The organism is Flavobacterium sp. IMCC34852, assembly GCF_030643905.1.
GTDB lineage: Bacteria > Bacteroidota > Bacteroidia > Flavobacteriales > Flavobacteriaceae > Flavobacterium > Flavobacterium rivulicola.
This window is the reverse complement of the sequence record NZ_CP121446.1, coordinates 1,712,688-1,738,321: the sequence shown is the minus strand read 5'-3', so window position 1 is coordinate 1,738,321 and position 25,634 is coordinate 1,712,688. Positions and strand designations below refer to the sequence as shown.

25 protein-coding genes are annotated in these 25,634 nt (G+C 36.1%); 21 read left to right on the top strand and 4 right to left on the bottom strand.

All coding sequences use genetic code 11. The features are described from left to right. Positions 1-115 precede the first annotated feature (115 nt). From P7V56_RS07560 to P7V56_RS07515, 10 genes are all read left to right on the top strand, one after another. A complete protein-coding gene (locus P7V56_RS07560; RefSeq protein ID WP_171222537.1) occupies positions 116-1,579 on the top strand; it encodes a ligand-binding sensor domain-containing protein in 1,464 nt (487 codons plus the stop codon). Positions 1,580-1,743: 164 nt separating this feature from the next. Then, positions 1,744-2,544, top strand: coding sequence for a hypothetical protein (locus tag P7V56_RS07555; RefSeq protein WP_171222536.1), 801 nt, complete (start codon positions 1,744-1,746; stop codon positions 2,542-2,544). Positions 2,545-2,746: 202 nt separating this feature from the next. Beyond that, positions 2,747-3,028 (top strand): hypothetical protein, encoded by a 282-nt coding sequence (locus P7V56_RS07550; RefSeq protein ID WP_171222535.1) that lies wholly within the window; start codon positions 2,747-2,749, stop codon positions 3,026-3,028. Between the two features lie 751 nt (positions 3,029-3,779). Next, positions 3,780-4,349 (top strand): hypothetical protein, encoded by a 570-nt coding sequence (locus P7V56_RS07545; protein WP_171222534.1) that lies wholly within the window; start codon positions 3,780-3,782, stop codon positions 4,347-4,349. Between the two features lie 137 nt (positions 4,350-4,486). Further along, positions 4,487-5,080 (top strand): hypothetical protein, encoded by a 594-nt coding sequence (locus tag P7V56_RS07540; protein ID WP_171222533.1) that lies wholly within the window; start codon positions 4,487-4,489, stop codon positions 5,078-5,080. Between the two features lie 173 nt (positions 5,081-5,253). Next, positions 5,254-6,651: a hypothetical protein gene (locus tag P7V56_RS07535; protein ID WP_171222532.1), complete on the top strand. Its 1,398-nt coding sequence runs from the start codon at positions 5,254-5,256 to the stop codon at positions 6,649-6,651. Positions 6,652-6,656: 5 nt separating this feature from the next. Further along, the gene (locus P7V56_RS07530) at positions 6,657-7,265 is read left to right on the top strand and encodes a hypothetical protein (RefSeq protein WP_171222531.1); all 609 of its coding nucleotides are present in this window, start codon (positions 6,657-6,659) and stop codon (positions 7,263-7,265) included. A 161-nt stretch (positions 7,266-7,426) separates the two neighbouring features. After that, on the top strand, positions 7,427-7,918 hold the full coding sequence (locus P7V56_RS07525; protein ID WP_171222530.1) for a hypothetical protein: 492 nt from the start codon (positions 7,427-7,429) through the stop codon (positions 7,916-7,918). A gap of 116 nt (positions 7,919-8,034) precedes the next feature. Beyond that, positions 8,035-9,093: a tetratricopeptide repeat protein gene (locus P7V56_RS07520; RefSeq protein WP_171222529.1), complete on the top strand. Its 1,059-nt coding sequence runs from the start codon at positions 8,035-8,037 to the stop codon at positions 9,091-9,093. A 133-nt stretch (positions 9,094-9,226) separates the two neighbouring features. Continuing rightward, on the top strand, positions 9,227-9,736 hold the full coding sequence (locus P7V56_RS07515; protein WP_171222528.1) for a GNAT family N-acetyltransferase: 510 nt from the start codon (positions 9,227-9,229) through the stop codon (positions 9,734-9,736). Positions 9,737-9,789: 53 nt separating this feature from the next. Here P7V56_RS07515 and katG read toward each other — a convergent pair whose 3' ends face one another. The 3 genes from katG to P7V56_RS07500 form a co-directional block, all read right to left on the bottom strand. Then, positions 9,790-11,982 (bottom strand): catalase/peroxidase HPI, encoded by a 2,193-nt coding sequence (gene katG / locus P7V56_RS07510; protein WP_171222527.1) that lies wholly within the window; start codon positions 11,980-11,982, stop codon positions 9,790-9,792. 546 nt (positions 11,983-12,528) lie between these two features. Continuing rightward, positions 12,529-14,505: an alpha-ketoacid dehydrogenase subunit alpha/beta gene (locus tag P7V56_RS07505; RefSeq protein WP_171222526.1), complete on the bottom strand. Its 1,977-nt coding sequence runs from the start codon at positions 14,503-14,505 to the stop codon at positions 12,529-12,531. 140 nt (positions 14,506-14,645) lie between these two features. Further along, the gene (locus tag P7V56_RS07500; RefSeq protein WP_171222525.1) at positions 14,646-15,377 is read right to left on the bottom strand and encodes a T9SS type A sorting domain-containing protein; all 732 of its coding nucleotides are present in this window, start codon (positions 15,375-15,377) and stop codon (positions 14,646-14,648) included. Positions 15,378-15,581: 204 nt separating this feature from the next. Between P7V56_RS07500 and P7V56_RS07495 the strand changes: the two genes are divergently transcribed. From P7V56_RS07495 to P7V56_RS07455, 9 genes are all read left to right on the top strand, one after another. Beyond that, a complete protein-coding gene (locus tag P7V56_RS07495; protein WP_171222524.1) occupies positions 15,582-16,535 on the top strand; it encodes an isopenicillin N synthase family dioxygenase in 954 nt (317 codons plus the stop codon). A gap of 77 nt (positions 16,536-16,612) precedes the next feature. After that, entirely contained in the window at positions 16,613-17,065 is a 453-nt protein-coding gene (locus tag P7V56_RS07490) for a GxxExxY protein (protein WP_240976641.1), read from the top strand. A gap of 49 nt (positions 17,066-17,114) precedes the next feature. Continuing rightward, on the top strand, positions 17,115-17,447 hold the full coding sequence (locus P7V56_RS07485) for a translation initiation factor (protein WP_171222523.1): 333 nt from the start codon (positions 17,115-17,117) through the stop codon (positions 17,445-17,447). Between the two features lie 39 nt (positions 17,448-17,486). Continuing rightward, the gene (locus P7V56_RS07480) at positions 17,487-18,353 is read left to right on the top strand and encodes a nucleoside phosphorylase (RefSeq protein WP_171222522.1); all 867 of its coding nucleotides are present in this window, start codon (positions 17,487-17,489) and stop codon (positions 18,351-18,353) included. A 76-nt stretch (positions 18,354-18,429) separates the two neighbouring features. Beyond that, positions 18,430-18,972: a GNAT family N-acetyltransferase gene (locus P7V56_RS07475; protein WP_171222521.1), complete on the top strand. Its 543-nt coding sequence runs from the start codon at positions 18,430-18,432 to the stop codon at positions 18,970-18,972. A gap of 100 nt (positions 18,973-19,072) precedes the next feature. Then, positions 19,073-19,924 (top strand): substrate-binding domain-containing protein, encoded by an 852-nt coding sequence (locus tag P7V56_RS07470; RefSeq protein WP_171222520.1) that lies wholly within the window; start codon positions 19,073-19,075, stop codon positions 19,922-19,924. Between the two features lie 85 nt (positions 19,925-20,009). After that, on the top strand, positions 20,010-20,873 hold the full coding sequence (locus P7V56_RS07465; RefSeq protein WP_370529613.1) for a transglutaminase: 864 nt from the start codon (positions 20,010-20,012) through the stop codon (positions 20,871-20,873). 66 nt (positions 20,874-20,939) lie between these two features. Continuing rightward, complete coding sequence (locus P7V56_RS07460) at positions 20,940-21,509, top strand: DUF3575 domain-containing protein (protein WP_171222518.1); 570 nt, start codon at positions 20,940-20,942, stop codon at positions 21,507-21,509. Positions 21,510-21,519: 10 nt separating this feature from the next. Then, positions 21,520-22,110, top strand: a complete 591-nt coding sequence (locus P7V56_RS07455) for a hypothetical protein (protein ID WP_171222517.1) — start codon at positions 21,520-21,522, stop codon at positions 22,108-22,110. Here P7V56_RS07455 and P7V56_RS07450 read toward each other — a convergent pair whose 3' ends face one another. Continuing rightward, positions 22,111-22,776, bottom strand: coding sequence for a uracil-DNA glycosylase (locus P7V56_RS07450; protein WP_171222516.1), 666 nt, complete (start codon positions 22,774-22,776; stop codon positions 22,111-22,113). An 84-nt stretch (positions 22,777-22,860) separates the two neighbouring features. Here P7V56_RS07450 and P7V56_RS07445 point away from each other — a divergent pair, with 84 nt between their 5' ends. Then, positions 22,861-25,029, top strand: a complete 2,169-nt coding sequence (locus P7V56_RS07445) for an endonuclease MutS2 (RefSeq protein ID WP_171222515.1) — start codon at positions 22,861-22,863, stop codon at positions 25,027-25,029. Positions 25,030-25,055: 26 nt separating this feature from the next. Then, positions 25,056-25,478 (top strand): thiol-disulfide oxidoreductase DCC family protein, encoded by a 423-nt coding sequence (locus tag P7V56_RS07440; RefSeq protein WP_205959364.1) that lies wholly within the window; start codon positions 25,056-25,058, stop codon positions 25,476-25,478. The last annotated feature ends 156 nt before the right edge of the window (positions 25,479-25,634 follow it).

The window sequence follows — 25,634 nt, the reverse complement described above, 5'->3', positions numbered from 1 at the left end:
CGTTCACGACTCGCAAGAATTTTTATCTTTAACAGAAAATATAAAGTTCCGAACTTCACAACTGACAAGAAGCGGCGGAACGTTACCAGCAATATTAATCAACTATCGTTTAAAAATGAACAAAATCACAGTCGCTTCAGTTATATTTTTCATAGCATTAAATTCAACTGCCCAAAATCTATTTCCAACTAAAGTAGAAAATTGTAAAACAGATAAATTCTGCCTTGATTGTGGAGATGAGAAAGCATCTTATAAAGTTGACAAATTTGAGAAAATGATTGAAACAATAAACCATGAGTTAAATCTCAAAGGTGTAAAAGGCAGTTTAAAAGTTCAGGTACTTGTTGATTCCAGAGGAAATGGCTGCGTTTTAAGCCACACAGATAAAACCAACAATTTGATTTCTCAAAAAATTGTAGAAGAGTTAAATAATTTCAATAATTGGATACCAGCTAAGACCGCAAAGAAAAAAGAAGAGAAAGTTTCAATAACATTATTATTCAGTGTTAAAGATGATGTTTTATCTGGAAAAATTGAGAGAGTTGATATGGCTGAGTTTAAAGCGTCTTTTGATAAACCTACAAGTCCAGAAATCTTTAACAAAACTTATGTATATAAAAATGAATCTTTATCGAAGTATAAGTTTACCATTTGGAATACTAAAAACTCAGCACTGTCTGATAATGGATTAGATCATTTTACTTTAGACCAAAACGGAACATTATGGTTATTAGTAGATAACAATGTTCAAACTTTCAACGGAAAAGAGTTTAAGACATTAGAATTGAATGAACTAAACCCTGGAGTTAAAGAAGATTATTTTGCAATAGCATGTGATAACAAAAATTCAATTTGGTTTGATGGATTAAAAAGTATTTATAGTTACAACACTCAATGGAACAAATATGATGTAAAGAACATTGGTATTGATGGGGCTTGGGATATTGTTAATAATGATAAAACAGATGAGCTTTTCTTTTGCTCGGAAAAAGGTTTAACAATCTTATCCAAAGGAAAATGGCAAACAATTAATAAAGGTACTTTGCCTGAGCTACCATCCAATAGGGTTTATTATTCAAAAAGAGACAAATCAGGAAGAATTTGGATTGGGACGTTTGATGGAACAGTGATGATTGATAATGATGGTAAGGCTACAAGCTATGAAAAAACTGAAACAATACTAAAAGGCAAATGTATTACTGCCATGGACGAGGATGAAAATGGAAACTTGTATTTTACATTATTTGAATTTAACCGAAAAAACAAGCAAAGTGTGAATAATGATGAAGGAATAGCAATAATGACAAAAGATGGGAACTTTAGACAATATACAACAGAGAATTCTGGAATGCCTTTTAATCATACAACTTGTATACTATATGACAAAAATGAAAAATGTCTATGGATTTCTACTGACAGGGCAGGATTGATAAGATATGATCTGAATGGAACGTGGGAAAACTATCATAATGAAAATTCAGAGATTCCTACTTCATATATTTCAAAAATGGTTTTTGACAAGAATGGCAATCTTTTTTTAGCAACAAGACAAGGTTTGGTAAAAATTGAAAAAAAGTAAATACTGCAGGTAACAGCCGTTTGACATAATAGCTGGTTTGTTTTTCTTGGAAAATACTCTGAACTTCAGCATTTCTTATTACATTTTTCTTTAACTTGCTGCTACTACGCCAAGCGCAGAAACGTTAGCAATCAGCTTTGAACTCCTTAACAATAGACTAATCAATGAAAATCAAAATCTATCTTTTTATCACATTTTTTGGATTTAACTGCCTAGGACAATCAAAAATTGATAAGCAAACTTCTGCAATTCTTGAAGAAGGAAAAATGCTATATAAATCCGAAATGGCTTCATGGTATGGAAGCGACATTTTTATGGAAAAATATAGTGAAAAAGAAAAAGTTGGTGGCTATTTATCATACACCGAAAATGAAATCTCAAAGTGTATTTTCTTCTCAAAAGGAGAAAATCCAAAAGTTTTGGGGACAATAGACTTTGATAATACTTTTAAAATTGAAACAGCAAAAACAGATTTGGTAGAAAGAGAATTAACCGAAAATGAATTTGCTTTATTCAAAATAAGAACAGAAGCTTTAAGAATAATTAATTCTGATACTTTATATAAAACATACAAAAACACAAATCTCAATCTTATTCCAATAATCACTAATAAAGAGAAAAAAGTATTTGTTTTAACTGGCCCAAAAATCAATGGTGTTATGTTATTTGGAAATGATTATTTACTCACTTTTGACAAAAACAATAAATTATTAAATCAAAAGAAATTACATAATAGCCTCATCCCTATCGAATTTGGCGGTAAAAATGAAATAGAAAGTACGATTCATAGCCATGTAATAGATGATTTGATAACTTCAACAGACATTTGTACGCTAATGTTATATGGAAAATTTGCGAAAATAAATACTCATTATGTTATGTCAAAAAAGTATGTTTCAATATGGGATTGCAAAAAAGAAACTCTGATAGTAATGACTAGAGAAGCTTTTGATAAAATTAAATAATAAAATGGCGATTTGCTAACAGCAGTTTGCAACAACTGTGCGGCATGGTTTGTCCACCGAATTTTCTCCGAAAATTCAAAGCCAAGTTTTAGCTACGCTCAATTCGCCCTGCGGCTCGGGTGTACTTGAAATCATCAGTAATAAATCATAGTAGTTTTTACCAGACAAGGAATTAAAAGAATTATAAATTAACACAATCACAATGTCCAAAATCAAAATAACGCCTTTATTTATAGCCTTAGTTGTTTTAGAAGTATTTTTACTATTTCTAACTTTCAATTATTTAGCAATGGATAATAATGGTGGCAATGCGTTAGGCGGTATTATTGCTTTGACAGCCACATTTATAAATGGGTTCCTAATTGCGATTGAACAAACGATAGTGCAAATTAATGGGAATACTAAAATGCTTTGGGCAATTGAAATAGTTATAATTATTGCAGTAATAACTTATGTTGCCATATACGGTATATCGATTGGCTAGGTAATAACAACGATTAAAAAAACCGACAGCGCGGATTTGCATACAAGCAAAGCGACTGCCGAAGGAATCCGTGCCTACCAACTCGGATCTCCGAAAATTCAAAAAAGTAGTTTTATATTTGAAATCATCAGTCATAAATCGTCGCAGCAGTTACAAGCCGCGGCACGTTATGTGTAATTTTAAACCTCAATCGCGGTGACAGAAACTATAAATAATTCGTAAAATGAAAATTTTATTAGCCTAAAAAACACTATCAAAATTATGCTTCCACTTGACAATGAATTTTCATTATTATACATACTATATCTGACGTTATTTATTTATATTTTTTATAGGGTTTTTAAGTTTTCGCGTAATAGATTTGGACTTATAGCAATAGCTATAGTAAGTATTTCTATAAATTTAATTTTATACTTGGACGAGGAAAATTTTAAAGGAGGCGGTTCGCTAGGCGTACTATTTTATTCAGGAATTGTACTTATGGGAACGACTGTTGCGGTGATCATTAATAACCTAGTATTTAACAGAAAAAATAAAAACAGCACATAACAGCGCTTATCAGCTTTAGCCGGTTTTTATTGAATTGCACTTCTTCCTTCACAAAAAAAAATTATCTTAGCTGAAAGTACGCAGTTTGCCGGAATCGCAACTATCACAAGCCACAGAACGTTAAATGCAAGTCTAACATATATCGTAGAAAATGATAACCTTCTTAAAAAAAATATTTAATCAATCACAGAATCATTCCAAAATGAATAGCAGTATTTTAAATTCTACATTACAAAAATCAAAAGAGAACAAAGAAATTATTTCAATCTGGCAATACAATGGAGACAAAGGTTCCATTGTAGGTTATGTAACAGAAATAAGTGAAGAATATATCGGGTTTAGACATTTTAATAGATTTGGAAAACAAGATGGTATTATGTTCATTAAACTTGCCAATATTAAAACCATAGATTTCAATGATGATTATACAAGGGTAATGGAATGCCTTATACAATACGCTGACATTATTGATAAACCTTCAAATTTCAGTATTAACTTGAATAAATCCGACTATTGGCAATATAATGCTGTTTTACAATTCTATAAAGCTAAAGATCAAATGGCTAGTTTTGAAATTAATGGAGGTGAATTTTTCACAGGATTTGTCAAAGAGGTTTCCGAAGAGGATTTCGTACTCAATTGTGTAGCTAAAAATGGTGAAGATTTAGGAACATCTTTATACAGAATTGAAGATATTACTGAAATAAGATTTGATGATATTGACGACAGAAGAAGATTGTTGTTATACAAATGGAGAAAAGCCAGCTTATAACAGCGCTTTTTTATTGAATACGACTCCTTTTTTCACTTAAAAACTTTATCTTAGCTAACAGTAGGCAGTACACCGGCTTCGCTACAGACTTATAGACTGAAAACGTTAGCGGTAAGACTCAGAAAAATGATGCTGAAATGAAAATCCCGAATAGAAGAACACTAATAAATACCGGAAGTTTATTCGCTATTTCCTTAATTGTAATTGTTTTGACAATTTTAAGTGTTTGGTTTTATGGAATTGGAAAACATCAAACAGTAATTGAAAACTCTTTACTATCAACTTCAATTTTATCAATTGCTTTTTTTCTGTTTATTTCAATAAGTTTATATAATGGAACAAAATTGAAAGACAATATTGGTAAAATAACTGATAAATTCAACATCAATAAAATAGAACCTCTAAAAGAGATTACTACAAATAACACCGATGGTTTTGACGTTGCAGATGGTATTGGCGGAATTGTATTAAGCATAATTTTGTGGATTATTACAACTATTGTGATCAGTTATCTTTTTTTCTTTTTAGGAGCTATAATTTGGTTATCTATTCTAATATTCTTGGCAATGTTGTATTGGATATTCTTCAGAGCTTTAAGGTTAATATTTAAAAAATCTGCCGAATGTAGCGGAAATGTTGACAGAAGTATTTTCTATGGAATTCTATATACAATGCTTTACAATTTTTGGATCTATGTAATAATATTTTTAACGGAATATTATGGAAAGTAAAAGTCCTACCGCTAACAGCAGTATGCAACTACTGCGCGCTTGGGATTATTCCGAATTTTCTCTGACCCCGAAGTTTCGGGGCAAAAAGGAATTTTATATTTGGAATCATCAGTAATAAATTGTCGCAACTATGACAATGTGCGGCACGTTATCAGCAAGGTTATCAGAAAACAATGAAAAATATTGCATTACTTATATTAACAGTTTATTCATTTCAAGTTTCGGCACAGAAAATCCGACCTGAGATTAAAAATCTTGTTCAAAAAATTGAAAAGTACAACGAACTTCAATCAGAACACGTTGGAATTGGTGGTCAAACAACAGACCAATACCGAAATTTTGAAAAACTCAAAAACAAAGCTACTATCAACGAGCTTCTAGAATTACTTAACCACAAAAACTCGGTAGTAAAAGGTTACACAAGTTGGGCTTTAGCCGATAAGAAATACCCAAAACTTTCAAACATATTTACAGAATTTCTTAGAACCGGAGAAACAGCAACCACGCAAGACGGTTGTATAGTTTCAACAGATGAATTAGCGCGTGAATTTTATCACAGAGTATTATATCAACATTTCGAAAACAAACTCACAGAACAAGATAGTTTATTCTTTCAATCTCAAATAAAGCAACTTGATAGTGTCATTTTATATGGTAAACATAAAACCGATTTAATGTCAAAAGCACTTGAAAATAATAATGGAAATCCAAAGACATATGAAAGAATTAAGTACTTCGCACTTAATGAAAAAAATATAGAAGCAATAGAAGCTTTAGCCATTTATCAAAGAAAGGAAGATATCCCTGAATTTAAGAAACTCGGAGAACTTGCGTTTTCTGCTATTGCAAAGTTTCCAGACGATGAATTTTGGGACTTTTTACTTTCTTACAATCTAAAGTTTGAATCAGATAGTTATATGTTAGCGGTATCTGCTTATAAAACAGAAAAATCTGCTGAAGTTCTAACTAACATATTGAAAACCATTGATAAAAAATCGATTGCGTATTTAAGTGAAGTAATTACTAAAAACTATTGTACACATTATCAATCGTTAATACTGTATATCTGGGAGAACTACAAGATGATTGATTTAAGAGCAACAAAACTTATAATTAAAGATATCCCAGAAAAAGCTTCAATCTCTTTTGCTAAGGGACTTTTATCAAGTCAAGATTATAGACTTTTAGAATTTGATAACGATTATGGTGATAGTGAAATGATACTTCCTTTGATTTTTGAAAACATAAAAAAGTATCAAAATGATAAAATTTTAAATATCTGTAAATTAAATATTAACTCAACAAAATTTATTAAACTTGGTCTCTTTTTAACCTTTATAAAAGATAATAAGTTAACTGAAACCAATAACGAAATTCTTAATAGATTGGAGCAAAAAAACATCCCTTTTGAAGTTTTCCATTTAACAGAGACAATTTTATCATTTAAAAATCCGAATGACACGGAAAAGATAATCAATTTACTCCGAGCAAATCAGAAAGATTGGGATCGTGGAAATTGGTCGGAACATTTCAGGAATCTTTTTAAAGAATATGCCATTTCGTTTGACTAAAAAATATGGAAGAAAAAATATACGATTGGGAAGACAAACGAAAAAACTATTTACTTGTAGCAATAATTTGTTCAGTTATTGGATTGTATTTCTTTCTAGGCGTAATAACTGGAAGTTATATTTTTAAGAATTCAGAGTTAATCACAATTGAAGAGTTGGTAATTTCCGAGAGTCCGAAATTCATGGAGACTAAAGGAAAAAACGGGAGAAAGTGGATTGAATTTAAATGTTTAAATACTAAAGCGAATTTTAAAATCGAGAATTTTGATTATAAGTGTGTTGACGACGACGAAATTATTGATAATATAAAAATTGCTGACACAGTTGCAATTACTATTTCAAAAAAAAAATTAAGCAATATTAAAGAAGACTCTTCATGTGAAATTCACGGACTTGTGAAAAAGAATAAACAATATCTTAACCTTGAATGTAGAAATAAAGCTGACAATAATGACGGAACAATGGGATTTATAATGGCTTTTACACTTACTATTATGACCGGACTTGTAGCATCGTTTTCTAACAAACCAAAAATATTTGATAAATTTGATCCTGAAGTACTCATTTGGATAGTGATGATAATTCTTTTTATTCTTCTGCGTTTAATATTATAAAGCACAGAACCAACAACAGCTGTTTCGCGCTAATGCTGGTTTTTTTTGAATTAAAGTTCTTTCTTCGCATAAAACTATTATCTCAGCTGAAAGTACGCAATTCGTTAGGTTCACAACTACTTGAAGAGACTGCACTTAACAAAAACATACAACCCTTCCCTATGAAAACCCTTGTATTGCTTCTCTTAAGTTACACGTTATACAGTCAAAGTCCCGACTTAAAAATTTTTAAAGGACAAACCTATCAAATTAGTTATTCCGACGAATGGAAATTAGACGAAACCGGTAGAAATTCAACCGAATTTTATTTGTTCTATTCCCCTGTAGTCGAAAATTTTGGGAACAATATTAATTTATTAATTCAGGACCTCAGCGGTCTGAACTTAGACCTTGACGGTTATACTGACCTCTCGGTCAAGCAAATTGAAGCACACGGTAAAATACTAAGTTCGCTCCGAAAGACAAAAAACAGCATTGATTATCAAGAACTTGCTTTTGAAGTGCTATATAATAACTTTGCCATCAAATGTTTTCAATTTTATTTTTTGAAAGAGGCTAAAGCTTATGTATTGACTTTTACGGCTGAAAAAAACCATTATGACAATATTATAAAGGAAGCTCAAAAAGTCATGGAATCATTTGTGTTACCTTAAAGTGAATCATGACAGTATCGCAGTAAAATAGATGAATTCAAAATTTAAAATCATAAAAAAATACCTCATATTTGAAGCTATAATTGAAACTATCGGCTTTTTAAAACTTTTGTCCTATGAAAAAAATTCTTTTGATTACTACGTTTTTATGCTGCTGTCATACCTTTTCTCAACGAAATGAAATTGCTTGGAATAAGGCAAAAGAAGCCATCAAATTAATGGATGAAGGCAAAATAGACGAAAGTATTGTCATACTGCAAGAGTGCGAAAAAATGGACGACCAGGATTACACCTATCCGTATGAAATTGCCTATGCCTATCAATTAAAAAAAGACTATGCTGCTGCCATTGCAATCCTCGATAAAACCAAAAACTATAAAAACAGCAACAGTCAGGTGTACCAACTTTCCGGAAATTGTTATAGCTATTTGGGCAAACCTGATTTAGCTATCAAAGAATATGAAGATGGGATGAAGAAATTTCCAAAAGCGGCAAACTTGCACTTGGAAAAAGGTAACATATTTCTGCACCAGAAAAAATACAATGAAGCTATAGAAAACTATGAAGCCGGGATTAAAGCCGACCCCATGTTCCCATCCAATTATTACAGATTGGCTCTTCTCTATTTAGATTCAAATGACAAGCTATCGGGTTTGATTTATGGTGAAATCTTCCTGAACTTGGAACGCACAACCAAACGAACTAAAGAAATGAGCAAATTACTTTTTGACACCTACAAATCTTCGATAGTATTTAATGGAAACGAAACAAAAATTGACTTTTGTGATGTCATTATTGACGATAAACACTTAAAGAGAAAAGAAATTCGCATGCCTTTTTGTGCTATTTTTGGTTCGAACTTTATCTTAAGTACGCTGGGGCAAAATGACATCAATTTAGAATCGCTTTCAAAAATCAGAACAGCCTTTCTCCAACATTATTTTAAAAGTGATTACAAAAAATACCCGAACGTATTATTGGCATACCATAAAAAAATGCTAGATGATGGTCATTTTGAGACCTACAATAACTATATTTTTCAAATGGGGGCTCAAAATGAATTTGCGGATTGGAAAAACAACCACAAAGAAGATTACGAAAACTTTGTAACTTGGTATACCACCGAAAAAAACATCATAGCCATACATCAGAAAAACATTTTTATCAAAGAATAATAACTTGTAAAGTATGATAAGCCAACTCGGAGGCTTTATATTATAGAAATCCTAGCGGCATAAGGTATATTTTAAGAAACTTGAAGTTAGTAATGCCTAGCCTTGATACGCTAAAATTATCAAACCATAACCCATGAAAATCAAAAAAGTAACGCTAAATGACCTACCCGATTTGCAGCAAATTGGGAAGCAAACCTTTTGGGAAACCTTTTCGGAGGCCAACTCCGAAGCGGATATGAAAAGTTATTTGGAAACCGGATTTTCAACCAAAAAGCTAACTGCTGAACTCCAAGATGAGCACTCCGAGTTTTATTTTGCCACTCATGACGGTCAAGTTATCGGCTACTTAAAACTCAACTTCGGTGAATCGCAAACCGAGTTAAAAGACAATAAAGCACTGGAAATAGAACGAATATATGTACTCAAAGAATACCATGGAAAAAGCGTTGGGCAACTCCTTTATGACCAGGCCATTGCAGTAGCCCGAGCAAAAAATTCCGAATACGTATGGTTAGGTGTTTGGGAAGAAAATCCGAGAGCCATCAGCTTTTACCAAAAAAACGGTTTTGTAGCGTTTGACAAACATATTTTTAAACTAGGTAACGATGAACAAACCGATATCATGATGAAATTGAAATTATAATATAAAAAAAAGCAGCTCAATGAGCTGCTTTTTTATCAATAAACTAAAATTAATTAAGCCAAATCATAACGGTCGGCATTCATGACTTTGGTCCAAGCCGCTACGAAATCTTTGACAAACTTTTCTTTGTTGTCGTCTTGCGCATAAACCTCCGCATAAGAACGCAAGATAGAGTTAGATCCGAAAACCAAGTCTACTCTGGTAGCCGTCCAACGGGTTTCGCCGGTTTTTCTGTTGACGATGTTATAAGAGTTTTTGCCAGTTGGCTTCCATGAATAGTTCATGTCGGTTAAGTTCACAAAGAAATCGTTGCTTAACACGCCAACCTTATCGGTAAATACGCCGTGTTTAGAACCACCGTAGTTGGTTCCTAATACGCGCATTCCGCCAATTAAGGCTGTCATTTCGTGAGCGGTTAATCGCATCAATTGGGCTTTGTCTAACAACATTTCTTCGGGCTGTACCTTGTAATCACTTTTCAACCAGTTTCTGAAACCGTCGTGCAATGGTTCTAATACGTCAAATGATTCGGCATCGGTCATCTCGTCAGTAGCATCTCCTCTACCCGGTGCAAAGGGTACTTTGATATTTACCCCGGCCGCATGAGCCGCTTTTTCAACGGCTGCTGTTCCGCCCAACACTATTAAGTCGGCCAGGCTTACTTTTTTACTCAATCCGGCTTGGATTTCAGTTAACTTAGCCAACACTTTTTGCAAACGCTCCGGCTCGTTACCTTCCCAATCTTTTTGTGGTGCCAAACGAATACGGGCACCATTGGCACCACCACGGTAATCAGAACCACGGAATGTTCTGGCACTGTCCCAAGCGGTGTTGATTAATTCGGTTGCTGTTAAACCACTGTTTAATAGCTTCGCTTTTAATTCTTCGATTTCAGATTCCGAAAGCGTATAATCAACCGCCGGAATCGGGTCTTGCCAAATCAATTCTTCTTTAGGGGCATCGGCTCCTAAATAGCGACTTCTTGGACCTAAATCACGGTGGGTTAACTTGAACCAAGCTCTGGCAAAAGCGTCTTCAAAAGCTTGAGGGTCTTTTTGGAACTTCTCGGAAATTTTGCGGTATTCCGGATCCATTTTCAACGCCATATCGGCATCGGTCATGATTGGATTTCTGCGAACACCTTTAAGGTGAGCATCGAATGGTTTGTCTTCTTCGGCCATGTTAACCGGTTCCCATTGCCAAGCACCGGCCGGACTCTTAGACAATTGCCAATCGTGATTCAATAAAATATCAAAGTAGGTATGATTCCATTTGTCGGGATGCGAAGTCCACGCGCCTTCTAAACCACTGGTAATGGTATCCGGTCCGTTGCCGTTTCCTTTAGGGTTTAGCCATCCAAAACCTTGTGTCTCTAAGTCGGCTGCTTCCGGTTCAGGACCAAGAGCATTGGCATCTCCGTTTCCGTGGGCTTTCCCTACGGTATGTCCACCTGCGGTTAAAGCTACCGTTTCCTCGTCGTTCATGGCCATTCTCAAAAAGGTTACGCGCATGTCTTGAGCAGTCTTTAACGGATTAGGATTACCGTCAACCCCTTGCGGATTTACATAGATTAATCCCATCATTACGGCTGCTAAAGGATTTTCTAAATCTCTTTCCCCTGAGTAACGGCTTTTTTCACCGCCCGATACTGCTAACCAGGTATTTTCAGAACCCCAATAAATGTCTTTTTCAGGGTGCCAGATGTCTTCGCGTCCACCGGCAAAGCCAAAGGTTTTGAAACCCATAGACTCGTAAGCCATGTTACCGGCTAGAATCATCAAATCGGCCCATGAAATTTTGTTGCCGTATTTTTTCTTGATAGGCCAAAGCAATCTGCGCGCTTTGTCAAGGTTACCGTTATCCGGCCAACTGTTTAATGGTGCAAAACGTAAGTTTCCGGTTCCGCTACCGCCACGACCATCGGCTATACGGTAACTTCCGGCACTGTGCCATGCCATACGAATCATCAAACCACCGTAATGACCCCAATCGGCCGGCCACCAGTCTTGGCTTTCGGTCATTAAGGCCTTTAAATCATTTTTTAAAGCTTCGAGGTCTAATTTTTTGAACTCTTCAGCGTAATTAAAATTTTCTCCTAAAGGATTTGTTTTAGTGTCATGTTGGTGCAAAATGTCGAGGTTTAACGCATTTGGCCACCAAAAACTGTTGTTAGGAACATCCGTTCCTTGTTTTACTTGAGCTCCTGAGAATGGACATTTTCCACCACTATTACTGTTGTTTTCCATTTTATAAATTGGTTTTGTTGTTTAAACTTATAGTGCTAAGTTACCAAATAATTTACTATCTAAATCTTTTTTTTAATAGATAAAAACTATTGCTAAATATTAAACCGGAAATACAATAACCTATTATCAAACTAATCAAATCATTTAGCCTTGTTTAGCAAAAATAGCGTTCAAAGCAAAGTTGGTTCTGTAAGTAAATTTAGAACTCCCTTTAGTAATTATAGTGTTTATGTGTCTTTTTTCTTAAGAAAATAAACTTTCTGTTGTTCATTTAAAAAAATCACATTATTCTCAGCAACAATTCTTTATGCTTTTTATTAGATTTGAACAAACAAAACCAAACATGGAAGACAACTTTTTTCTAATTAGTGTAATAGTGATTGTTGCTGTAAATTTTATCGTTTACTATATTGTTAAAAACCAAAAAAAAGAACGTGAGTTAAAAGACTATTTCAAAAGAGGTTCAAAGAAAAATAAATGACAACGATTTAAAATTAAAACAAAAGGCACGATAACTCGTGCCTTTTGTTTTATATAATGGTTGCTTTAATAAGCTAACAATTCTAACAAGGTTGCTTCAAAGCGGTCTTTCGGCAGGTATTGATCTTCCAATGCTTTTACAAATGGAATAGCGGTTTCCAAACTACCTACTCTTCTGACCGGAGCATCCAAATGCTCAAAACATTCTTCCATTATCATGGCAGAAATATCGCTTGAAACACCACCAAACAAAGTATCTTCTTGAAGTATAATCACTTTGCCGGTCTTTTTAACTGACGTAAAAATAGTCTCGGTATCCAAAGGTTGTAAGCTGCGCAAGTCAATCAAATCAGCACTGATATCAGCATGCTTGTTCAAAGTATCCAATGCCCAATGTACTCCGGCGCCAAAAGAAATAATGGTTACTTGCGAACCTTCTTTTAACAAAGCCGCTTTTCCAAAAGGAATGGTATAGTAATCCGTAGGCACATCTTGGTAAACCGAACGGTACAATTGTTTGTGTTCAAAAAACATGACCGGATTCGGGTCGTTGATAGCGGTATTCAACAAACCTTTGGCATCATAAGGAAACGCTGGATAAACTACTTTGAGTCCGGGTGTTTTAGTAAACCAAGCTTCATTGGTTTGTGAGTGAAAAGGTCCGGCTTGAGTACCGCCACCACAAGGCATTCGCACCACTACATCGGCTTTTTCATTCCAACGGTAATGTTGTTTGGCTAAAAGATTGACAATAGGATTAAATCCGGTTGATACGAAATCGGCAAATTGCATTTCCACTACAGCCTTATGCCCATTGATAGACAAACCATTGGCTGCAGATACTACAGCACTTTCACAAATTGGCGTATTGCGAACACGCTCTTTACCAAACAGCGCTACAAAACCATCGGTGATTTTAAAAGCACCACCATATTCGGCTATGTCTTGTCCCATAATCACCAAATTCTCATGACGTTCCATCGATTGGCGTAACGCATTAGAAATGGCATCCACCACACGGATATTCTCAACAGCCTCACCATGACTAATGGCTTCAAACTCGTAAGGCTCGTACATATCATTGAGCTCTTCGGCTAAATCAGCTTCGCATTCCGGTTCGGCTACTGTAATGGCCCAATGTTCGTCAATTTCGGTTTTGATGTTCGCTTTGAATTCGGCATCCATTTCTTCTGAAAGTACACCAACCGTCATCAAATAATCGCGGTAATTGGAAATCGGATCTTTAATCGCCCACATATCCATCAACTCTTGCGGTACATATTTGGTGCCGCTCGCCTCTTCGTGACCACGCATTCTGAAGGTTTTAAATTCCAACAATACCGGTCGAGGATTGTTTAGCATTGAAGCTTTTAATTCTGCTATTTTGGTGTAAACCTCTAGTATATTATTACCATCAATGATATGACTTTCCATCCCGTAACCAATGCCTTTATCCGCTAAATTTTCGCAACGGTATTGTTCATTGGTTGGGGTTGACAAACCATAACCGTTATTTTCAATCACAAACAGCACCGGCAATTCCCATACCGCAGCTATGTTTAATGCTTCGTGAAAATCGCCCTCCGATGTGGCGCCTTCACCGGTAAACACTGCGGTTACTTTGCCGTTCTTTTTGAGTTTATTGGCCAAAGCAATCCCGTCAGCTACACCCATTTGGGGACCGAGATGCGATATCATTCCGATAATTTTAAATTCTTGGGTACCAAAGTGAAAACTTCTGTCTCTTCCTTTGGTAAATCCGGTTTTCTTGCCTTGCCATTGCGAAAACAAACGGTGCAACGGAATGTCTCTTCCGGTAAATACACCTAAGTTTCTATGCATTGGTAAAATGTATTCGTCTTTGTCTAAAGCCGCCGTAATTCCAACGGAAATTGCTTCCTGACCAATACCTGAAAACCATTTGGATACTTTTCCCTGACGCAATAGAATGAGCATTTTTTCTTCTATCAATCTGGGTTTGAGTAGTCTTTTATATAAATCCAATAACTGGATGTTGGATAACTCTTTTCTGTCGAAATTCATTGGGTTTGTTTTGGTGTTGCAAAAGTATAAAAACAGATTTCAATCGTTGTAGTTTTTAGGCGAAAGTTAGCCACAATTTTACCAAAAGAAAAACCCCAAGCGAATCATCACTTGGGGTTTGTTTACAAATACAGTATGGTTTAATTCGCTACTTTGATAAAATTCTTGTGCAAAGTGAAACCTTCCTCAGTAGTCATCTCTAATACATAAAACCCTGCGGCTAAACCTTCTACATTGATACTGTGGTTGTCCAATAATTGGGCAGTCAATCTTTGACCGTTGACAGCAATAATGCTCACGTTTTTGATGGGCATATCGGTTTCCAAAAATAACTTTTGTCGCACCGGATTTGGATATAAAGCCACCGATTGGAGTTGGATAATTTCATCGCTTCCAAGGCTTGTTTGAGTTACATTCAAAGTGTATGCTATGGTTTGAGGTGAAGGCCATGAAGAGATTACGATATAGTATGTTTCTCCTGCTGTAACTGCCATATCACTGATAGTACGATTTCCGGCAGCAGAACTACAACTGCACGCATAAGGTGCAGCACCTATGCCGGCACAACTGGTAAACACAAAAAGACCGCTCCAACCCACAGCAGAAGGCAACTGCAAAGTAATAGTACCACTGACTGTTGGTGTATAGGAATAAATGACATCATTTCCACCAAGGTAATAGTTCCCTGCTGTTCCGGCTCCGCAAGCAATTGGTGTTGCTGTTGGCGGATCATAATTATCCGCATAATTGGCAGTGTTGTCACTGGTACTGTAAGGCAAAGTGGCTATTACTATAGGATCGGTACACAAAGTGCCGGTTTGGGCATACATCCCAACAGTTATAAATAAAAATAAAGGGTAAAGTTTTCTCATGGGATTTGTTTTTAGGGAGTTAATAGTATATCAAATTTAGTTCATTTAATCAAAATAAACAACAGTAGCATAAGCTTCAATAAATGAGCTTGTAATCTGAAAACAATTGTTAATAACTTTGACTTTTTCTAATTAAAAATTAGTTACATTTGTAGTTATGGTTGGATTTTTTCCAACTTAAGTTATTAACAAAAATTTTTTAGTATGCAACAAATTCCAAGTGTTGACTTACGTGATTTCCTGTCGGATGATCCGGCACGTAAACAAAAATTTGTAAATGAAATCGGAAGAGCTTACGAAGACATCGGCTTCGTAGCCTTAAAAGGTCATTTTTTAGATGACAAATTAGTAGAAGATTTATATTCGGAAGTGCGCAACTTCTTTAATCTTCCATTGGAAACCAAAGCCAAATACGAAATTCCGGGTATTGGCGGGCAAAGAGGTTATGTTTCTTTCGGAAAAGAACATGCCAAAGGTCGTTCAGCCGGTGACTTAAAAGAGTTTTGGCATTTCGGACAATACGTAAGCGAAGGGTCAAAATACGCCAGCGAGTATCCCGATAACGTAGAAGTTTCTGAATTGCCTCATTTTAATGAAGTGGGAAAAGAAGCCTACAGAATGTTGGAAAAAACAGGCGTTTATGTATTAAGAGCTTTAGCCTTGTACATTGGTTTAGACGAATTTTACTTCGACAATTACATCAAAGACGGTAACAGCATCTTAAGACCTATCCACTATCCGCCAATCACTGATGAACCCAAAGACGGTGCCGTTCGCGCTGCTGCACATGGTGACATCAACTTGATTACGCTTTTAATGGGCGCACAAGGTAAAGGATTGCAAGTACAAAATCATAACGGCGACTGGATTGATGCCATGGCACAACCCGACGAGTTGATGATTAATGTGGGCGATATGTTATCGCGTCACACCAATAACAAACTAAAATCTACTATTCACCAAGTAGTAAATCCACCAAGAGAATTATGGGGAACTTCCCGTTTTTCTATTCCGTTCTTTATGCACCCGGTGAGCGATATGCCGCTAAATTGCCTAGAGAAATGTATCGATGCCGATCACCCGAAAGGTTTTGAAGACATCACGGCCGGAGAATACCTTGACGAAAGACTGGTAGAACTAGGATTAAAGAAAAAATAAAGGTTAATTCAATAATTTCATTAAAGACATTGGGTTATACACTTGATGTCTTTTTTGGTTTTTAGACATTTAACCTGTTGAACGCAGATAAAACTGATTTGTTTCACAAAGCGCGGATAGAAACTGATTTTATGGAGCTATTACACAAAGACCTTACAGATTCAGTACTGAAAACATTTTATGAAGTTTATAATGAATTAGGATACGGATTTTTAGAGAAAGTATACCACAATGCTTTGTACATTGAACTTAAAAATAAAGGTTTGGATGTAGTTAGTCAAAAACAAATTGATGTCTTTTATAAAGGTCTGAAAGTTGGAGAATATTATGCCGATCTAATTGTTGAAAACAAAGTAATATTGGAACTAAAAGCGGCAGAATTTGTAGTAGAAGAATTTGAAATACAATTAATAAATTACTTAAGAGGTACTGATTGTGAAGTAGGCTTATTGCTTAATTTTGGCAAAAAGCCTGAGTTTAAAAGAAAAATTTTTGAGAACAACAGAAAAATCAGAAAAAATCCGTTATAATCAGCGCTAGAATATCCGCTTTATCAGCGTTCTGTTTTAATTTTAAATTATGGACTTACAAGAACAACTAAAAAAACTCTTCCCCGACCACGAACCTTCGAACGAACCGGAAGCCGTTGCCGATGAAACTCATGAGCTTTTTATCCAAAAAGAGCCTATGATTTGCAAATACGAAAAACGAAAAGGCAAAGCCACGACCATCATTGAAGGTTATGAAGGCAGCGACGAAGATTTCAAAATTTTGGCCAAAGAAATTAAAACCAAACTCAGCGTTGGCGGTACTTTCAAAGACGGCGCCATTATCATTCAAGGCGATTACCGCGATAAAATCATGAAAATGCTGCAAGACAAAGGCTTCAAAACCAAACGCGTTGGCGGATAATACAAATAACCAAATTAACAAATAACCGAATTAACTGTAATGATACAATCTTCAGAATTAATATTAAATCCGGACGGTAGCGTTTACCACTTAAACCTCAAGCCGGAACATATTGCCCACGATATCATCTTTGTTGGCGACCAAAACCGAGTGGAAAAAATCACGCAGTTCTTTGACAGCATTGAATACTCTACTCAAAAGCGCGAATTCAAAACCCAAACCGGCTACTTCAAAGGCAAAAAAATGACCGTCATGTCCACCGGAATCGGACCGGACAATATTGACATTGTCATGAACGAACTCGACGCTTTGGTCAATATCGACTTAGAAACCCGCAAGCCCAAAGAAAACCTGACTTCACTGAATATTGTGAGAATCGGAACCTCGGGCTCATTACAAGCGGATATTCCTTGTGACAGCATGGTCATGAGCAAATACGGCCTTGGCTTAGACAACATGCTTCGCTCCTATTTGATTGATGACATTTCTGAAAAAGACATGGAAGAAGCGTTTATAGCACAAACCAATTGGGATTTAAGAAAAGGCCGTCCTTATGTGATTACCTGTTCGGAAACTTTAGAAAAAAGAATCGAAAGCGACCAAATATTCAAAGGCTTCACCGGAACTGCCGGCGGATTCTATGGACCGCAAGGTCGCGTATTGCGTCTCGAAATTCAAGATGCAGAGTTGAATAGCAAAATGGACAGTTTCGAATTCGAAGGCATCAAAATGACCAATCTCGAAATGGAAACCGCCGCCATTTACGGCTTAGGCAAACTGTTAGGTCACAACTGCTTGTCGCTCAACGCCATCATCGCCAACCGTGCGACGGGAACTTTCAGCGAAGATCCGTACAAAGCCGTGGATGCTTTGATTGCGTATGCTTTGGATAAATTGGCAGAATAAATTTTAGGAGCTATTTCCCGCTATTCGTTGCAATCTCTTCGAGGATTTCCACTTCTATCGGGGCTAATTAGAAAATATGGATTTACTACTAGAAACCAACCGACTTTTACTCCGTCCGCTCGAACTAACCGATGCCGAGGACATGTTTGCTATGGATAGTAATCCCGAAGTGCACAAATACCTCTGGCAAACTCCGGCCAAACAAATCGAAGAAATCATCAAAGTCATCGACTATGTTCGCAGTCAGTACGAAAAAAACAACATCGGGCGTTTTGCCACCATTATCAAAGAAACCGGAGAATTTATTGGCTGGACAGGGATCAAATATGTAGACGACCACATCGAAAACGGCAACACTCATTTCTACGATTACGGCTATCGCTTAAACGAGAAATTTTGGAACAAAGGTTACGCGACCGAAGCTTCTGTTGCTTGGCTGGAGTATGGTTTTAACCAAATGAACATCGACAAAATGAACGCTTATACGCACTCAGAAAACGGTGCATCAAACCATATTTTGGAAAAAGTAGGCATGAAATTAATGGAAAACTATCCCGACAAAGACGGCGTGATATGGAAATGGTGGCAAATGGAAAACCCTGCTATCGCAGATCGATAGAAACGCCCTTTGGGCTATAGATACGCTTCGCTTTAGACAGTTAGAAGCCATCAATTAAGAATAAAGTTCTATCTAATAATCTAAAAATCTAACAATCTAAATGAAAACCGTAAAAATAGCCGGCGTACCGGAACATTTTAATTTACCTTGGCATTTGTGTATAGAAAATGGCGAGTTTGAAGAAGTCGGCATCAATTTACAATGGACCGATGTCCCCGAAGGCACCGGCAAAATGTGTCAAATGTTGCGCGATGGTGAAACTGATATAGCGGTTATTTTAACTGAAGGTATCGTAAAAGACATTGTCGGCGGAAACCCGAGTTCGATTGTTCAAGTGTATGTTGACAGTCCGTTGATTTGGGGAATACATGTTGGCACCAACTCTTCCTACCAAACTTTAGCCGATTTAGAAAACACCAAAGCTGCCATTTCACGCTATGGTTCGGGTTCGCATTTGATGGCTTATGTCAATGCGCAAAACCAAAATTGGAATACAGAGCAACTGCAATTTGAAATCGTAAACACTATCGACGGCGCAGTGGAAGCCTTGACCAATGGTACTGCTGACTATTTCATGTGGGAACGTTTTATGACCCAACCTTTAGTAGACAAAGGAACTTTTCGCCGCGTAGCCGATTGCCCGACACCTTGGCCTTGTTTTGTAATTGCTGTAAGAAACGAGTTTATAGAAAAAAATAGCCCAACATTGGCATTACTGCTGGAAATCATCAATAATACCACTGTGGAGTTCAAAGACATTCCCAGTATAGATAGGACTTTAGCTTCCAAATACCATCAAAAAACAGAAGACATCCAATTGTGGTTATCACTTACCAAATGGTCGCAAAAACCCTTAGAAGAAAAAGTGTTAAACAAAATTCAAAATCAATTGTTTGACCTCAAAATTATCGATAAAAAAGGTACTTTTGCTGAAATCGTAAAAGCCGTTTAGCTTTTACAATGGCAATATGATAAAATTAGGCAATCTTACTTATCAGCAACTTCAAGAAAAATTCAGGATAAAAAGTCCTTGGGACATGATTATCATTTTTATCTTGAACGTCCTGATAACCATTCCCATCTTTATCATTACGCATCACAATTTGGCCACATTAGATTGGCTTTTCCACATTGACAGAATTGTACTTTTTCTTCTAATCCTTTTGATTATACAATTGATTTTAAGAGCCATGAGAAGGGTTACTTTGATATCTGTTATTCTCTATTTCATTGTCCTCTCATACGGAACACTTTCGGGTAAATACGGATTTGAAAAAGTATATGAAGATTATCGCTCTATGATATATACCATGAATGACGATCCTTATCCGCAAGACATCATCATTTCTAAACTTTTGCCTTTTCCCAACAAAAGTAAAATCATTGATGCCATTGAATATCAAAACCCTAAAATCAGAAACTTTGCCATCATGGCCACTTCAAAGCATTTTAAAAATGTCAAAGGATACAATGATTATTTCACGCTGATACAATCTTTTGCAGTTTTCAAAGAAATCAACAGCCGTTGGTATTATGTTAGTGATCCTAAAGGTCATGATTATATTGCCAAAGCCACTGAGTCACTGCAATATCTTTCGGGCGATTGCGATGACCATTCCATTTTTATGGCGGCCTGTATAAAATCTATTGGCGGAACGGTTCGGTTAATTCACACCAAAGGCCATATTTATCCCGAAATATTCATCGGTACCCAAAAAGATTTGGAGAAAATTAATTACGTTATCAAAAAAACACTCTTTCCGTTAGAGAGTAAAAACAAACCCATCAATTACCATATAGATGAGCGCGGAAACATTTGGCTCAATCTTGATTATACAGCCAAATACCCGGGCGGACCGTTTATGAATGAAGAGATTTTGGGTGCTTTGACTTTAGAATAATTCTTTTTCAATTAACAATTACTAAAAATTTTATTTACTATATTCGTTACCAATAAAATGACCCAGATGAAAAAATTGCTAAGTCTCTTTCTGCTGTTTTCTTTGGCCTTGCAAGCGCAGGAAACATCTCCTTTAGACCATAAAAAAAATGAATTCCGCGTTGATTTGCTATCAGCCTTGGTATGGCAAAAAGCCAGTTTGAGTTATGAACGTTTTTTCGGCGGTAATTTTTCTACCGGCTTCAACGTTAATTTTTCAGACAGCAACCAATTGAATGACGATTTCGACAGAGGATATCGCAACAATGTTCCCAAATTTGAATTCAATCCCTATGTAAGATACCAACTGTCAAAAGGAAAAAAGAGCTTCTATTTTGCTGAAGTTTTCGGGTCTTACAACAGCGGCGACTTCAAAGAAATTGTTCGGATGACTGACGATAACGGGAATGGTTACTATACTACCGAAAAATCCAAATACAGCGACTTCGGTTTGGGCGGTGGCTTAGGCTATAAAATGTATATCAAAGAGGCTTTTGTCCTAGAGTTTTTAGCCGGATTTGGTTCAAATTTGACTAATCGTGATCAGAGTCCGGATGTGATTTCCAGAGTGGGATTTAATTTAGGTTACCGATTTTAATTCGAAGAAAATGAAAAAACTATCATACATCGCCTTACTTTTTGTGGCTACTTTATTTACCCATTGTGACACCAATGACGATACTTTTTACAAAACTATATATGTAGAAGCCGGTAATAACATTGTCACCTTTCCTGCCCAAACAAACTACGCAGTGGGAGATTTTCTTTATGTGGAAGCCGCTATTCCGAGATACCTCACGGAACCCGGACAAAGCAATTTATTAGACATTTACAAAACCTCCGGAAATGCAACAGCCTTTGCTTTTTCTTATGTCATCGAACGCAAAATAAACACAACCGATTGGGAAGTTGTAACGGTAAACGACAGCCAACTTGATATTATTTCAGGAGAAGCTCAAAATGGCGCGTATGTTTATGCTTTAGGCGAATACAATACCGTTGAGGAATATTACCGCTATGACGTAGGTTTCCCTTTATTAACCGCCGGAAATTATCGCTTGTCTTTTGGATACAACAGTTCGTCAACTAACAGTGTGGAATTGATTTCTCAAAGTTCGGCCAAAAACCTTGTGGTTAACATCAATGCCGCCGTGTCAAATCTTGACAGCAATGGTTACTTTTATTTTAACGTAAACTAGTTACCATTGAATTTCTTCGCTGCCGATACTTTTTAAAAAAGCGTTGGTTTTACTGAAATGCTTATTTCCAAACCACAATCCGCGATTGGCACTTAATGGAGATGGATGACCGGTTTCTAGGACGTAGTGTTTGGCACGATTAATTTTGGCTCCTTTCTTTTTGGCAAATCCACCCCAAAGTAGAAAAACCACCTTTTCTTTGGACTCCGAAATTTTTTGAATTACAGCATCCGTAAAAGTTTCCCAACCCTGATTTTGATGGCTTCCGGCTTCACTTTCGCGAACGGTTAAAGTGGCATTTAGCAACAAAACTCCTTGATCAGCCCAACGCTCTAAATTTCCTGAAATAGGAATAGGCAACCCTAAATCGGTTTGAATTTCTTTAAAAATATTAACCAAAGAAGGCGGAAAAGCGACACCGTCATTTACAGAAAAACACAAACCATTGGCTTGCCCTAAACCGTGATACGGATCTTGACCGATGATGACTACTTTAACATTATCAAACGAGCAATGGTTGAAAGCCGCAAAGATTTGACTAGACTGAGGAAAACATTTATGAGTGGCATATTCTCTTTCTACGAAAGTAGTAAGCTTTTCAAAATAGGGCTTTTCGAACTCATCGGTAAGTTGATGGTGCCAAGAAGAATTCATTTGGATTAACATCTCATAAAATTTTACCAAAAATAGTATTTTCTGTTGCAATATGGATTTTATCCTTTGTAACTTTGAACCAAAGACACTGATAGCATGATATCGATTACAGATAAAACCTTAAAAGATTTAGAATTTAACACCGTTTTGCAAACCATTTCAGAGCGATGCAATACAGAAATCGGGAAACAAAAAGCAATAGCAATTGTTCCTTTTAAAAGCAAGGAAACCTTGATGAACGCGCTGTTACAAACCTCGGAATACTTATCGTCTTTTACCAACAACAACGCTATCCCAAACCATGGATTTGAAAACATTACTAACGATATTAAATTCTTAGCCATAGAAGACAGTTTTTTGGAAGTCGGCAGCTTTAGAAAGATAGCAACGCTTTCCGATACAGTTAATGTGTTGCTAATGTTTTTAAAGAAATTCAACGATTATTATCCAAAGCTTAACGAAAAAGCTTCACAAATAGAATATACCAAATACATCATCCAAAAAATTGACGAAGTGGTTGACAAATACGGTGAAATCAAAGACAATGCTTCTCCTGATTTGATTAATATTCGTCGGGATATGAGTGTGGTTCGCGGCAAAGTCAACCAGAGTTTTGGTCAGGCTTTAAGCCAGTACAACGGTTTAGGGTATTTGGATGAAATTAAAGAAAGCTTTGTTGAAAACCGACGCGTTTTAGCGGTTTTAGCGATGTACCGGCGAAAAGTAAAAGGCTCCATTTTGGGCAGTTCCAAAACCGGAAGTATTGCTTACATAGAACCCGAAGCTACTTTGCGTTATTCGAGAGAATTGAGCAATTTGGAGTATGAGGAAAGGGAAGAAATTACCAAAATTCTAAAAAAATTATCCAACGATATCCGACCGTATGTTGACTTATTGAAGGAATACCAAGACTTTCTCAGCGATATTGATGTAGTTTCGGCTAAAGCCAAATATGCTCGTAAAATCAATGCCATTTTGCCGAATATCATTGAAGAAAAACGATTGTTTTTCAGAGAAGCCTTCCATCCTATTTTGTTTTTGAACAATTTAGAAAAAAAGGAAAAAACATTTCCACAAACTATTGAACTCAAAAATGAGAATCGCATTATTGTGATTTCGGGACCGAATGCCGGTGGAAAAACCATTTCGTTGAAAACTGTTGGACTGTTACAGTTGATGTTGCAATGCGGTATTTTGATTCCGGTACACGAACGTAGCGAGACGTTTTTGTTTGACCGAATTCTGACGGACATTGGCGATAACCAATCGATAGAAAATCACTTGAGTACCTACAGCTACCGCTTGAAGAATATGAATTATTTCTTGAAAAAATGCAACGCTAAAACCTTGTTCCTGATTGACGAATTCGGAACCGGTTCTGACCCCGAATTGGGCGGAGCTTTAGCGGAGACTTTCCTCGAAGAATTTTATCATAGAGAAGCTTTCGGGATTATTACGACGCATTATTCAAATTTGAAAATTTTGGCTAACGAATTGCCCTTTGCCTCAAATGCAAATATGCTTTTTGACGAAAAATCATTGGAACCGATGTACAAGCTAATTCTCGGCCAAGCCGGAAGTTCGTTCACGTTTGAAGTCGCGCAGAAAAACGGCATTCCTTATGGCCTAATCAATCGCGCTAAGAAGAAGATTGAAGGCGGAAAAGTGCGCTTTGACAAAACCATTGCTACTTTACAAAAAGAGCGTTCCAAGCTCGAAAAAACATCTTTAACGCTTAAAGAAGAAGAAATCAAGGCACGTGAGGAAAGCAAAAAGATGGAAAACATCAACGCTAAAATCCAAGACAAATTGGAGCGTTACCAAGAATTGTATGATGCCAATCAGCGATTGATTTACATAGGCCAAAAAATAGATGATATTTCGGAAAAATATTTCAACAATAAAGACAAGAAAGTTTTGATTGGTGATTTTTTAAAGTTGGTTGAAATTGAAAATTCCAAACGCAAAAAAGCAACCGTCAAAGAGAAAAAAGAGAAAGAAATCATCCAGAAAAAAGTGGTTGAAGAAGTCAAAGTCATCGTAGAGGAAATTCGAAAAGAAAAGAAAGAAAAGAAAATCAAAGCCCAAAAGCAAGAAGCTGAAAAACCCAAAGTGACTTTAAAAATTGGTGACCGTGTTCGCATGGTTGATGGAAAATCGGTTGGTACTATCGACAAAATTGAAAAAAACAAAGCGGTGGTCAACTATGGCATTTTTACTTCAAAAGTGAGTTTGGAGGAATTAGAATTTGTACAAGCTAAATAAAACCTGAACAGCATTCAAGATAAATCATGGAAATAACCGACTTACCAAAAGACAAAAAAATCATCCTATTTGATGGTGTTTGCAATCTTTGCAACGCTTCGGTACAGTTTGTTATAAAGCAGGATAAAAAAGATGTTTTCCGATTTGTGGCACTTCAATCTGAACTGGGATTAAAAATCATTAAACACATTGGTATCGACATTAAAAATACTGACAGCATTGTCTTATATGAACCCGGTAAAGCCTATTATTATAAATCGGAAGCCGCTTTGCGAATTATAAAAGAATTTGGCGGGATATATGGTTTATTGAGAATTTTTACTGTTTTCCCCAAATTCATTTCTGATTTTATCTATGATTACGTGGCCAAGAACAGGTACCGTTGGTATGGCAAGCAAGAATCATGTATGATGCCTTCTCGGGAACTTGAAGCAAAATTTTTGGCATGATAATTATCATACTGGATTTAAATTTATCATTGTAGTTTTGATAAACTCTAATTGATAAATCATGACTTCTTTAAACATTCCTTTGTATTCTTGGGATAATGGTGCTTTTATTATGATAGGTGTATTTGCGCTTGTCATAGTTGGGTTAGTAAGCAT